The sequence below is a fragment of the Microbulbifer variabilis genome (assembly GCF_023716485.1).
Classification (GTDB): Bacteria; Pseudomonadota; Gammaproteobacteria; order Pseudomonadales; family Cellvibrionaceae; genus Microbulbifer; species Microbulbifer variabilis_B.
Window position 1 is genome coordinate 3,128,377 of the sequence record NZ_CP092418.1, and the last position, 12,941, is coordinate 3,141,317.

Here is a 12,941-nt window from a genome sequence, read left to right on the forward strand (position 1 = left end):
AAAAAAAAAGAACCTTCAAAGGCTATTAAATGTGATCACATTTTCAGGCTATCAGCCAAAAGCACTTATAGCAAGGGGAAACAAATACTGCCCCTAAAATCAATGATCAGCGAAAGGAGTATTTTTCAGAACAAGGGGAAAGACGGTAACCAAAGCTTCTCAGGAATTACCTTCATACTGAGTAGCTGAAACCAATTTATTTATTCCCTCAGCTTAAAAAGTTAGAGAATACTTTGAAATGGGGCCAGGGACAGTTAAGCGTATTGGAGAACAAAAAGTCTATCTTATTGAGCCAAGTAAAACAGGGAAATATCACAAAGACACAAAAAAAAGCTCCCACTTGAGGAGCTTTCACAACCATCAATACTTATCAGTCCCAGCGATTAAATACCACATGCATTCCGTGGTTGTCATCACTAACAAATACGAAATAACCTGCATTGGTATGCCTGGAAGCACATATTTTAGTACCGCCAGAGGTCTCAGAACACTCCATTTTATTGGCTTCAATACCTATCGTTTCATAGGCACATTGATTAGATTGTCCCGCCAGATTTTGCACCAGATCACGTGTAGTTCTAGCCAACACAAATCGATAATCACCAAAGTAACGGTAATTATAGGCATCCAGGTAATACGCCTGGGAATCCACACCAGACTTTAGAAGGTCTGAGTAACACTTCGCAGGATTGGCCATCCACAGCATGTCCATGTCATTAGAGGTGTGAACTGCAGGCCAGTTTTGCTGGTCATGCTTGGAAAGGACTACATTGGTGGAATCAACGTAGTCTTTTACAACAACATAGTCACCTTCATCACTTTCTATACGGCAAACTGGCGCACCACCGATAAAATCATCACACTGTACATCATCTAATGTGATTTGAGTGGTCGAAGTGATACAGCTAGAGGCAAAGTTTTTTGCCCAGTTTTTCACCGCGGTAACGGCATACTCGCGCTTATCTTCAATTTCATAGTAGAAATCTGAAAAAATGCGATACACCTCACGGTCATTTGTATTGCTCTGAGTCGCAGCCTCGGAGCATTGGCTAAAATTCGGCAAATCAAACGTTGCGTTGGCCTGTGCAGGAATAGCAGCAGCAACAGCCATAACTACTACAGATAAGGATGCAATGGTTTTCATTCGAAATCCTCCATGAACTTACTCTCTCAAAATCGTCGCGGATTCTAGCAAAGGGAAGCCATCGAATGAAACATTTTTGTAATATGGTGACAGAGCAGCCATTGCTAACTAAAGTTGATCCCTCTGAAGTCAGTAGCTACTTGGTGCAGGCACATAACAATAAACTTACGGATGCCTTCCGGACTAAGCTGTATAGCTTATGCAGCAACACTTCGATTGATCAGTTCGACCAACTGCTCCAGCTGTTTTTTTGCCTGGGAATACTCACCATTATTATCCCTCAATGGAAAACCACAATTAATCCTCAAGCAGTCTTTATAGTAATTCAAGGTACTAAAGCATACTCCGGTTCGGATATCCAAGAGTTGCCTCTTTAAAAGAATCGCGAATTCATCCTCATTTAACCCGGGAACTTGAAGCCATAAAACCAATCCTCCTGTTGGCATGCTAATCCGCACCTTTGGGATGAGATGGTCGGTCAGGAAATTAAGATACTGATCAACTTGCTCCCGCAACAGGGGTCTCAATGTCGCCAGGTGCTTAGCATATTGCCCACTACTGATAAAATCAGCCAAGCTCAATTGGAGTGGTGAATTTACCCCCAAGCTCTCGAGTTGACGTTGCTGACTGTAATCATTTAAATATCGTCCAGGCAAACACCAACCCAGTCGATAACCAGCACTCAGTGTTTTTGATATAGATCCACACCATAATAAGTATCCCCCGGTATCCCAATGGTATGCAGGGAGTGGAGGGGCTCCCCGGTGATCTAACTCATGGTAGACGTCGTCCTCGATAATCGGGATTCGGTATTTATTCGCTAACCCAGCCAGCTGCTGTTTCTGTTCGACACAGAGACTAATACCGGTTGGGTTCATATGGCTAGAGCTAAAAAGCCCAGCCCGAACACCGCCTTTTTGCATCTGTAACTCCATCTGTCGCAAATCTAAACCATCCATTGTGGATGGTATCTCTACGACAGTCCGCCCCATTCCCTCGAGGAGCTGAAGTAAACCGCTATAGCAAGGAGAGCTGACCGCTACTGCATCCCCAGGTTTTGTCGTTACTTCCAGTGCTGTACGTACAGCATCAAGACAGCCATTGGTTATCACCAGATCAGAAGCTTGGAAATGGAAACCCGAAGCGCCAAAGTGCTCACTGAGAGAACGACGCAAAGGCAATTCTCCTTGCACATTAGGATAAAGACACACCCGGCTCCCCTGGCTACGTGAAGCGCGACGTAAGCTTCGCTCTAACTTAGAAACAGGCTGCAACTCTACAGATAACTGAGTTATTCCCAGTGGGCCTGGCTCCTCCGAATGAAAGAAATGATCCGCAATCGGTGTCGTAGTCTGGCAAGAAAAAGCGGGCATCTCAGGAGACCCAGAAACATCCAAAGGTTTTCTTACATAAAAAACCTGACTGCGGTAAAGCCTGAATCCATCCCGTCTCCTCCAGATAACGATAACAATTCAATGCGGTAGTCAGGCTAACCTCATTCACCCTAGCAAGCTGACGTAGAGAAGGAAGCTTTTGTCCTGGCTGCACCTTTCCCTGGCGAATATCTTCCACTAAATGATCAGCCATTTTCTTGTACCGCATCATACTCCCCAAACTCAATTAACCTTCCAGCCCCTTATTGGGCAGAAAGTAACAAACTGTATACTTTTTTTAATTGAAATCTGTATCTGTCCCTAACCTCAGAATGCACAGAAACTATCCCGATATCAATGGGACAGTAGTTATGAGATACAAAGATTTGAGCCTTGGAATTTTCGTGATGGCTATTTGGGGAGTCAACTTTATTGCCATTAAAGTGAGTACGACAAATCTCAATCCACTACTAGTTACCGCGCTGCGCTTCACTCTTGCAGCAATACCGGCCATTTTCTTTATTCCCAAGCCGCCCGTTGCCTGGCGCTATATCCTCAGCTATAGCTTTGTCTTTGGCACAGGTATCTGGGGACTTGCTACTTGCTCACTTACTGCTGGGCTCTCTCCAGGTATGGCATCACTGCTGCTCCAGCTCAATGCAGCTATTAGCGTATTACTTGGCTGGCTGATCCTTAAAGAGACGGTCAGTGCACAAAAAATATTGGGAGCCAGCCTGGCAATCTTAGGATTATGGATTGCTTTCCTTATTGAGGATGGCAGTGTCAGCCCCCTCGGGGTGGTGCTAGTGATTCTGGCAGCAACTTGCTGGGGTATCAGTGGTCTGATTGTCAAAGCGGCCAATACCAAGGAGGTTTTCGCTTTTATTGTTTGGAGCCTTCTGTTTGCTCCCATCCCTTTACTGGTTCTTGCGTTGGCTCTGGAAGGTAAAGAGGTTTTAAACAACCTTATTAAAATTGATAAGCTTACCCTAGCCTCAATTCTATTTCAGGCTTGGCCCACCACCTTACTAGGCTATTGGATTTGGAATCGTTTGGTTGTCACTTACCCTTTATCGACTATCGCTCCTCTTACCTTACTGGTACCAATTTTTGGTCTCCTAGCTAGCTGGCTTGTTTATCAAGAGCCTCTGGGGATAGTGAAAATCTGTTCAAGCTTATTGATCATTTCTGGGCTCATTGCGGGAGTCATAAAGTGGGATAAAGTGAAATTGAGCAAAAAGAAGCAAGCAAATGTGACCATAAATATTCAATAAGGTTTTAGAGTAATTGCGGATTGGGCCTCCCAACCCGCCCTCACCTCCGCCACCTAGGGCAAACAAGAAGGCGTAGTAAAGAAGTATTTTACCTCGTAATCACTACAATTCTCTGTTGAACAGAAGAAACGATAATTAGAACCGAGATTCCCCACCAATATACTCTCTCCTGTAAACCTGTAATCCAGTTTGGAATCAGCCAAGCGAGCAACAACATTAACGACATCTTTCACGTCACAGGTATTGTGAGATATTACCTGCCGCTTTGTGTTCATTAAAGCTTTCGTAGTCAATGCCACCAGAGGAGGTGGTTGTCATTATTGAGCCATTCCGTTGCGTAATAGCCAGCATTGATCAAAGAATTGGAAAGCTTGTGCACACCCAAAGCAATAACTTCATCCCCTTGGCGCCCATGGAAAGCAAATATCTGCTGGGTAGAGGTAGAAGAATAGCTCTTACACGAACCCTGCTGCATGCCACCTGAAACTGTCTCCCCTGTACTGGAAGTCAGTTTTAATAATAAATACTACCGGAACTGTACTTTTCATCATCCCAGCAGATTTTAACATCATCGAGTATTCACCACTGGCGGAGTCAATACTAAGGACAGAGCCCATTGAGCCACCATCTCCGTCACCATACTCAATGCAAAGTTCATGATCACTCGCATTTGCATGGCTGACATGCCTGCTGGAATTCATAACAAGCCTTTAACCCATCAATACGACTTCCAGAGCGAATTTGCATCGATTTCAAATTCATAGTGCCGCTACCAAGCAGTTTACGCTTGATTAAATCGATGGAATCAAATGGAGCACCACTAGTGCCACCAATCGCATCCTTTTTGAGGTAACCATAATCAGAGTAAGCATCCTGGCTGGCAAGCCAAAAATCCCCAAATACCATATAATAATTTACCCAAACCGAAGTTGTTATGCCCTTAGCATTTCTTTCAGCATAGAGTTCAGCACTTTCAAGCATATTATAGGGCATACCGTATTGATAGCCCTCTGCAGCACAAGCGCTATAGCCATCTGCCCAGGCACCGGTGGACTCCCTGATGTGCCAATTTCTATTAGCATCTACACACGAAATACACGGATCATAGAGCAATCATAATCTATAATCTCCCCATCATTAGTTAGCCAACTACAACTGTGCTCGGTACCCGGTGAGTCATCTCGCCAAGACCAAAGGTAATCTTCAATTTGTGGAGCTTTGGATGCTCCAATGTTTGTTGCATTGGCTTCAACCAAAGCCAACTCTATCCGCTGGTAACCTGCCTGTGCTTTTTTTGGACGGTATCACCATAAATTTTGATATCGTTCTTACTGTACTCCGTAGTCGCATCCAGTGCGACGCTGAAATTGCCATTTTTATAGTGGGTGGTAGCGCTGCTATTACCATCAGAATCCGCTGTCAAATGGATGGAATTTTGAGCCAAAGGTTCATTGGAGGTTAGATTGCCAGCAGTATCCATTTCATCCACGCCAATCCAGACATTCCTTAAATACTTGCTTGTTTTGGATTCATCGTGATAATCGCAAAGATTATTACCCCCTGTGTGTGGATATCCTCTAGGTACCTGAGTAAAAAGAATAATGTTTCGCCCTGCATCCAGCACATCTTGCTTGCTTAAAGTTTGCACTGGCAATGAAGCACAATCCCCTTCCGCGTAACCCCAGTCAGTTGGCTTGAAAACATAGCCCCCCAGGCGACTCTCAATCATTTCACCAATTTTGTTCCTAAAATTCTGATGATAATCTGAATCATAAGCTTCGAATTTTATAAATAACACTTCATCCTGATTATCCTCAAGAAAATCCGTGATCTCATCAAAACCATCCCCGAGAGTTGCCGCTGTGCCTACCATGTATATGCACATAATGGCCTCTTCAAGTCCCATATGACATATGTGTGGAGTAGAACTAAACGTGGATGAAGGGTAGGTATCGTACTCCACTAGGCGGATACCACGATGGAACAGCTTCTCAGGGGCATACCATTGATTAACATCGGTATATACTCCCTGATCCCACTGGAAAGAAGCATAGGCATTATGTGCCCCTGCCCACAGCGTTTTTGACAACGGTGCCCTAGTATCAATTTGTCCCTGCAAATCCAACCGATGCACCTTAGCATCCCCTGAATCAATTTCTCCAGCAGCCATCATCGATACTGAGATTCCCAGTAAAAAAATAGATAACGAGTTAATTATTCTTAGCAATATTTATCCCTGACAGATGTTTGATAGTGAAAACACAAAATACAGAGTGTCTCTCCAGTTTTTCGGGGGTTGAGTAGCGCTGGCGTTTCAATAGGAAAATTACCCTAAAAGATCGCAGTAAAAGTGAATCCTTAACGTTACTTAACCATTCCATAATGCGTACACATTTTTAGATATGAGGATTGAGAAGTAATTTGAAAATTATCACTCTGGATCTTTCTTATTTTTTAACTATTACTTCACACACCTAGTAGCTGCTCACAGTCAATCTATAAAGCTATTTTTCATAAATTTTCACAATAGGCACAAATAAATTAGCGCTGAACGCTATCATTTAGGTATGACTGTAAAGTTTCACTTTTACTTCTGAACGTCCCATCTGGATGAATGTTATCCCGAGGCAACACTGGATTCAGGCAGCATTTCCAACACATGGTTGAAAAAATAGACGAAGCTATAAGCGTCCAACCTTTTCCAATAGAAATACCCTACCGTCAGTACCAAGCCACAAGATACGGAAAAATCATGGCCTATACCGTTGACAGTCAATTCAGCCAAGCAATCGAGAAATTTAGGGCTTTACTGGAATCCATAGAGCCAATAGCAGTAGGTGATGTGGCCACAAGACGTGAGGTTGGTGAGCATGTTCTCAGAGAGGTATTTCAAACCCATCCCATGCCAACCGATGTATCAATAGAAGATTTTCTGGTAAAGCTGCCCGATGAATCCAGTATCTTATTGCGATGGTACTGTAAACAAAACTCAACGCCGGGGTCAGCGGTACTCTACTTACATGGTGGGGGCTTGATCTTCAATGATGTAGGAATATACGACCGATTAGTCGCAAACTATGTCTCAAAGAGTGGCGTGCCATTTCTCTCAGTGGATTATCGCAAAGCGCCAGAATATCCTTATCCAACCCCCATTGAGGATTGTTACTCGGCATTGTGCTGGCTACATAAGAATGCCAAATTGCTGCAAGTAGACCCCAACAGGTTAGCTGTTATGGGCGATAGCGCTGGCGGAGGGCTGTCTGCGGCACTGACCATCTTATCAAGGGACAGGAATGGCCCTTCTTTAGCAAAACAAATTCTTATATATCCAATGCTTGATGACCGGAATACTGTTGAGGACCCAAAGCTGGCTCCCTATGTACTTTGGACTAATGATGACAACCTTACCGCTTGGCAGGCTTATCTCGGAGAAACAATGGGTACAAGTAAAGTAACCGCTGTTGCCGCTCCAGCTCACTTAAAAAACGCGAAAGGATTGCCCTCCGCATATATTGAAATTGGGGAATTGGACATTTTCCGCAATGAAAATATTGAATATGCACGCTTACTCGCCAATGACGAGGTAAGTACTGAGTTCCACTTGCGTCCAGGCGTTAATCACGCTTGGGAGGTATTTACACCTACAATCCCAATCTCCATTAGAGCCATGGATGACCGTATTCGGGTTATTCAATCCGTTTAAACTTAATAAATTTTGCTGGGGAAGTTAAAGGCTTTTTTCTTTATCTTTAGCTTGAAACCAAAACTCGATTTCATCTGTATCCTCTTCAAATGAGGCAGCATGTTCAGTATTTGCCGGAACATAGTACCAATCGCCAATTCCAAAGCGCTGAACATCACCATTCATACTCAGTATCAACTCGCCTTTCGTAATCACCCCATAATTATCAGTCGCATGCGTATGATCTGGAATAACAGTGCCCGCCGGATATGATGCAAAAAGGACATCACCTCCTTTTGCCTCCAACTTGTAGGCATCAAACCGACCATCATAAATAGGTAGCTGCTTAATTCTATCTGGATAACTTCCTGACATTCTGGATACACTCCTTGTATTAAACTTTGAGCCCCGCTCCTGCAAATAAAATATTAGACCAGGAAGATAAAGAGCGCACTATCCGAAATAAAATAACACAAGACATTAGCGGCTGCATCTAACCTATAGAGAAAAAATAGTTAATCAAAGAGAGGCAAAACTCAAACAGACACTAGAGAACCAATTATATTGATATATTACAGCAACCACCTTAGATGCAGCGAATTGCCTTTCTATTTTATTCTATCGTGTTTTAATTTCTATTGAGAATTCCACCCCCTCCAATGACTGAAGGTAATCAGGATTTTCAGGATCGTTTATTAGCTTACCACTAAAAGAGACATTCTCAGCCTTTTGCTGCGTCTCAAAAAGATTAGGCAATGTGCTTTTTCTGGAGAAATCATACTTCTCAACTGAAGATACGCCCTTCTCGAAAGCTGCACTGATATCTATCGGCCTAGAGCTTTTTTCAGTGGCGAGATCGCTTTGAGGGCCATGTTGGTTATCAGGAGTTTCAGTGTGATCTTCTACACTTGAAATATCATCTTTAGATAGCTCAGTGGAACTAACAATGTCCTGTAATTGTTTTTCCTGCTCCAGCGTCCCCTCAACGACCTCTTCAGTACCAAGCCTAGCTTCCCCCCCAGATTCAATTGAAAGTGACTCGGGCCTGCCACATGAAGCCAAAATCAACAACAAAAGGGCCACAAAAAAATATTTAAACATAATTATTAGCCTAGAGCTCACAGCTTAGAATTCTTTACAAAACCAGTGGGTCTATATCTAGGGTTCGGTACACATCTATAATGACTCTATCTTAGCATAAGTCATAATTCGATCAGCAGAATACAGTGAGTCTAGGAGGTTATCCTAAACATCATCTTTTTGAAAGGTAGTTATTCTCAATACCTGTGCAAAACGCTAACAGACAGTCAGAATATTGACTATGTAGATATCACAAGACCAACCAGATTATATACTCTTCTGCAATATATGCATTTCGATAGAATTCCACAGGGAATAGCCATCTCAGCCACTCCGATCAAAACACCAGCAACCCTACCAACAATATAATTTATAAATAAGAAAAATAAAAATTAAATCAAAAACTTCACTAAAAGCCACTTGGAAATAAATATTATTGCTCAAATTATGCCTGAATTGTCGGCAGGCTACTTGGGTGACACAATGAAGACCTGGCAACTTACACCCATTATACTTCTATTGTTAGCCACAATTGGCATCACAATTTATATCTACAATCATCGCTTTACTGAAAAAACAAAGTTCCATAGGATACCGATTACTGAAGAAGCCATTATCTATGAAGCCCCCCTCAAGGATAAAGAAACCATCAACATCCTAATTTTGGATGGTGGAGGGGTTCGAGGTCTTATCCCACTATATGTTCTTCAATATATTGAACGTCAAGTAGGCAAGCCTATAAATGAAATATTTGATGTTTTCAGTGGAGTATCCACCGGAGCTATTATTGCTACAGGAATCAACATTCCTATGAAACAACTACGTGAACAATATGGTGACTACGGCTCAAAAATAGACCTACTGATAAAACTTTACAAATCTGAAAGTAAATATTTATTCTCAACACCCTGGTATCATAAAATATTGACTGGAGCTGGAATGTTTTCACCGAGGTTCATGGGAGATCGACTCCATCAAGTTTTAAAATTTCATTACTCAGAAAACTTAAAATTTACTGATTTAGAAAAACCAGTCATTATGCCTTCTCTTGACATCTACACTGGAAGGGTACATCTTTTTAAAAATTATGGTGAAGAAATTGCTGAACTCCCTTCAAACAGTGTCTATCAGCTAGTGGTTGCTGCATCCAGTGCGGAAGGGGTATTCCCTCCTGTAGACTTTATAACATCAAGCAGGGACCTCAGTCATCGATATTTTGCAGATGCCGCGGTATCAGAAAATGATCCGACCAGCATGATATTACTGGACATTGTTGAAAAATACCCAAATAAAAATTTTTACATACTTATAATGGGATCGGGCACCCCGCCTCTGCGTAGCGCAAAGGATAGTTATCAAGACATAAAAAACTGGGGGCGACTGCAATGGTTTCCTGACATCATCACAGATGTACAACGATCTATGGATACGCAGCAGCTCTACGCTCTAAGAATTGCAAAATTATTATCTCCAAAAGGGAGGATAGAATTTGACTACTTAAACGTAAAAGTAAACAATCCCAAAGTCGGAATTTTTGACTACGAATCAATCGATTCATTAAAAATTCATGCAGATAGATTAATAGAAGAAAATAAGCCGGAAATTGATCAAGCCATTGAACACCTAAAGGAGAGATCAGAATAGAATGGGCTAAACGCCTATACTTTCGACCCCGCTTGAGCCAACAGCCTACCTATTTATATTTTCTTACCACTAAAATTATGGCTGCCCCTTACGAGGAGCAACAGGATTTTCCATCTTTTTGAACCGGTGGGCATGCAACCGTTCCATAAGAGCAAAATACACAGCAATCGCCTTTCTTGGGGCTTAATAGCTCTCCACAACTCTTGCACTGATAGAACCATTGGCAGGCATCAATCGGCATAGTTTCCGTATGATCATGACCACATAAAGGGCAGGTGATCCTGGAAGTTAAAACCTGTGCACTTCTTATCATATCAATCCCTTTAACATTTGTGACTTAGGTTATAAAAACAAGTCCAGAGTTTCTAAAGCAGTAACCTGATAACGATATTTAAATACAATCTATTAGCATCTGCGTTAATTCCTCAGGCTTATCAATCATTACATCATGTCCACATTGAATAGAGTTGGACTGCCATCCGCTATCCCGCTGTGCTATTTCATAAAATGGCTTACCAATTCCCGGAGCCCACCCTGTTGCATAGATATAAATGCGATCAGGAATTAGTTTCCAAGCCCCCTCTAAAAAGATTGGTTGCTCAAAGGTCTTGAGGGGCTGGTCTACACTGCGCCTATTAACCCAGGCCTGATCATGAATATTTACTCCAAAGTTTTTAGCCTGATCTGGGGCTACCAGAAAGCCTTTATCTGTAGATCTCGCACTTTCAAGTAAGGTAGAACCTATTTCCTTAGGTAAGAGTTCTAAAGTGCATAGCCCGCTCTCCGGTACCAAAGCATCAAGATATACAAGGGTGCTGACAGTACTGGGTACCTTATCAGCAACACTGGTAATGACCATTCCCCCATAGCTATGACCACATAAAATGATGTTAGAGAGTTCTTCCGATTCAATGACACCAAGAACATCCTGAATATGTGTGTCCAGGTCAATCTTATCATTTAAAAGGTGAACTCTCTCTCCTAGACCTGTTAATGTGGGAGCAAATACTAAATGGCCAAAATTACGCAAGCGATCCTCAACCCGCCGCCAACACCAACCTCCCTGCCAAGCGCCATGTACCAAAACGAAGGTTGCCATCGGTTGCCACCTTTATGTACGTAATGAATTTACATGTAATAACCGGCCAAAGAGGCTGGTAAGAAATGACTTGGAAAGCAGTATTTCATGCTGTCAATACTAAGGAAATGGGCCACCTATATTCAACCGCCTCCCTCTCATTATATGGAAGCGGTTGAGAATGTTTATGTTACTGACATGAGCTCTGCTCCCAGTATTGGGGTGCAGCAGTGGGAGACCACCAGTTTGGCCCGTAGGTGGAAGTATATACCTGGCCCTCAAAAGTTACACGATCACCAGACTGATAGGCCTCATCGCCTGCGTAAGGCTGCTGAAATTCCGGGCAGGAAGCTGCCGTGTCGCCCTCTGTGCTGGTATTGTCATCAGAATTGTTATTAGAGGAAGTATTGCCTGATCCCGTATCAGAATCGCTGTTTGATTCACCCCCTACCGTTTGACAAGTCGTTTCAATCCAAAGTGCTGGCGCCGAGCTTGGAGACCACCAATTGGGCTCGTGTTTGGATTCGTAAGCGATACCATCAAAAATAACGATATCCCCAATCGCGTAACCCGGATCACCAGCGTAGGGCTGCTCAAATACTGCACAAGAGGTAGTCCCAGTATTCCCACTACCTTCGGTGTTTCCAGTATCATCTGAATCGTTGTCATTGGTATCTGAAGTACCATCCCCCTGATCAGCACTAAGTTCGTACCCAATCTCAACGTTTCTCAGGCCACTATTTTCTAGCAGATAAATACTATTAATACCGTACAAGGGTTCAAAGCTGCTGCTACCATCATAATCACCAGCTCTTATACTGGTTTGCTCTCGGTTAATCAATTCAGCCAAGTCGTGAGACCAATTTTCTGCGATCCCTTGCTCACTTGACATAATCTCCAGAAGTGTAGAATAAGAGCTATTTTCTCCGGAGCTATCAAACACACGGGTATATACTTTGTCTCCAATATTTAAGTCTTGTGTTGGATTAATTGTGCCTACAGCACTCCACGCAGTGTTGGTAACATTATCACCATCAAACTCAACATCGATGACGTTATAAAAAGCATTCACTGTATCACCAACATCCCAAACAGCGAGGATGACATGGTAACCCTCACGATCTGGAACCTGACACTCATGTGTCATATTTGTTGGAGGTTGCTCATAGTTTCCATCCACTTCACAGAAGGGATCAAGATCAAACTGATCACGGGTTAACGACGCGTTAGGATTCCAGTTTTCTTTGGTAATATAGTATTTCCAATCTCTGCTTACATGATTCGCAGTAAAGTGCCATTTAAAGGTTTGCCAACCAGAACTGATATAATTCTTAACCCAGCGATCAGAAGACTGTTCATTTAGCTCTGACCAAGAGCTATTCCCCGCACTGGCAATCTGCCCATCTGCGGGTCCACTTTCCGGGAAGCCTTCATTACCCTCTACACTTTGTGGTTCCCACTGAACTGCACCGCAGTTTATATTCATTTCTCCAGAGTCGAGAGGATATTTACATAGTGTCCCACGTGCGGATGCAACCCCGCCACCAGCAGCTTCTACATAACCATGGCCAAGTACATTAGAGCTAATTCCGGTTAAAACTACAGCCATTAACGTATGACTAAAAAAAGGTTTTTTAAATACAGAAGCTAATTTGGTTTTTCGGTA

At 42.8% G+C, this 12,941-nt stretch carries 14 protein-coding genes; 3 read left to right on the plus strand and 11 right to left on the minus strand.

What is annotated here, in order from left to right:
• Positions 1 to 370: 370 nt before the first annotated feature.
• The 3 genes from MJO52_RS13915 to MJO52_RS13925 all read right to left on the minus strand — a co-directional run bounded on the left by MJO52_RS13915 (position 371) and on the right by MJO52_RS13925 (position 2,731).
• Positions 371 to 1,144: a hypothetical protein gene (locus MJO52_RS13915; RefSeq protein ID WP_252082308.1), complete on the minus strand. Its 774-nt coding sequence runs from the start codon at positions 1,142 to 1,144 to the stop codon at positions 371 to 373.
• Between the two features lie 197 nt (positions 1,145 to 1,341).
• Complete coding sequence (locus MJO52_RS13920; protein ID WP_252082310.1) at positions 1,342 to 2,517, minus strand: PLP-dependent aminotransferase family protein; 1,176 nt, start codon at positions 2,515 to 2,517, stop codon at positions 1,342 to 1,344.
• Between the two features lies 1 nt (position 2,518).
• The gene (locus tag MJO52_RS13925; RefSeq protein WP_252082311.1) at positions 2,519 to 2,731 is read right to left on the minus strand and encodes a GntR family transcriptional regulator; all 213 of its coding nucleotides are present in this window, start codon (positions 2,729 to 2,731) and stop codon (positions 2,519 to 2,521) included.
• Positions 2,732 to 2,888: 157 nt separating this feature from the next.
• Here MJO52_RS13925 and MJO52_RS13930 point away from each other — a divergent pair, with 157 nt between their 5' ends.
• Positions 2,889 to 3,791, plus strand: coding sequence for an EamA family transporter (locus MJO52_RS13930; protein ID WP_286036968.1), 903 nt, complete (start codon positions 2,889 to 2,891; stop codon positions 3,789 to 3,791).
• 289 nt (positions 3,792 to 4,080) lie between these two features.
• On the opposite strand, the gene MJO52_RS13935 is transcribed toward MJO52_RS13930, so the two are convergent.
• The 3 genes from MJO52_RS13935 to MJO52_RS13945 form a co-directional block, all read right to left on the minus strand.
• Complete coding sequence (locus MJO52_RS13935; protein WP_435583646.1) at positions 4,081 to 4,302, minus strand: hypothetical protein; 222 nt, start codon at positions 4,300 to 4,302, stop codon at positions 4,081 to 4,083.
• A gap of 149 nt (positions 4,303 to 4,451) precedes the next feature.
• Entirely contained in the window at positions 4,452 to 4,784 is a 333-nt protein-coding gene (locus MJO52_RS13940) for a hypothetical protein (RefSeq protein WP_252082315.1), read from the minus strand.
• 271 nt (positions 4,785 to 5,055) lie between these two features.
• Entirely contained in the window at positions 5,056 to 6,018 is a 963-nt protein-coding gene (locus MJO52_RS13945) for a hypothetical protein (protein ID WP_252082317.1), read from the minus strand.
• A 432-nt stretch (positions 6,019 to 6,450) separates the two neighbouring features.
• Here MJO52_RS13945 and MJO52_RS13950 point away from each other — a divergent pair, with 432 nt between their 5' ends.
• Positions 6,451 to 7,494 carry an alpha/beta hydrolase gene (locus MJO52_RS13950; protein ID WP_252082319.1) on the plus strand — a complete coding sequence of 348 codons (1,044 nt, stop codon included), beginning with the start codon at positions 6,451 to 6,453 and terminating at the stop codon, positions 7,492 to 7,494.
• A gap of 24 nt (positions 7,495 to 7,518) precedes the next feature.
• Here MJO52_RS13950 and MJO52_RS13955 read toward each other — a convergent pair whose 3' ends face one another.
• On the minus strand, positions 7,519 to 7,848 hold the full coding sequence (locus MJO52_RS13955; protein ID WP_252082321.1) for a cupin domain-containing protein: 330 nt from the start codon (positions 7,846 to 7,848) through the stop codon (positions 7,519 to 7,521).
• 243 nt (positions 7,849 to 8,091) lie between these two features.
• Entirely contained in the window at positions 8,092 to 8,574 is a 483-nt protein-coding gene (locus MJO52_RS13960) for a hypothetical protein (protein WP_252082323.1), read from the minus strand.
• A gap of 462 nt (positions 8,575 to 9,036) precedes the next feature.
• Between MJO52_RS13960 and MJO52_RS13965 the strand changes: the two genes are divergently transcribed.
• On the plus strand, positions 9,037 to 10,197 hold the full coding sequence (locus MJO52_RS13965; protein WP_252082324.1) for a patatin-like phospholipase family protein: 1,161 nt from the start codon (positions 9,037 to 9,039) through the stop codon (positions 10,195 to 10,197).
• 88 nt (positions 10,198 to 10,285) lie between these two features.
• Here the strand turns inward: MJO52_RS13965 and MJO52_RS21310 are convergent, their stop codons facing one another.
• The 3 genes from MJO52_RS21310 to MJO52_RS13975 all read right to left on the minus strand — a co-directional run bounded on the left by MJO52_RS21310 (position 10,286) and on the right by MJO52_RS13975 (position 12,884).
• Positions 10,286 to 10,510, minus strand: a complete 225-nt coding sequence (locus tag MJO52_RS21310) for a GDCCVxC domain-containing (seleno)protein (RefSeq protein ID WP_286036969.1) — start codon at positions 10,508 to 10,510, stop codon at positions 10,286 to 10,288.
• Positions 10,511 to 10,588: 78 nt separating this feature from the next.
• Positions 10,589 to 11,296 (minus strand): alpha/beta fold hydrolase, encoded by a 708-nt coding sequence (locus MJO52_RS13970; RefSeq protein ID WP_252082326.1) that lies wholly within the window; start codon positions 11,294 to 11,296, stop codon positions 10,589 to 10,591.
• A gap of 169 nt (positions 11,297 to 11,465) precedes the next feature.
• The gene (locus MJO52_RS13975) at positions 11,466 to 12,884 is read right to left on the minus strand and encodes a lytic polysaccharide monooxygenase (protein ID WP_252082329.1); all 1,419 of its coding nucleotides are present in this window, start codon (positions 12,882 to 12,884) and stop codon (positions 11,466 to 11,468) included.
• Positions 12,885 to 12,941: the final 57 nt, after the last annotated feature.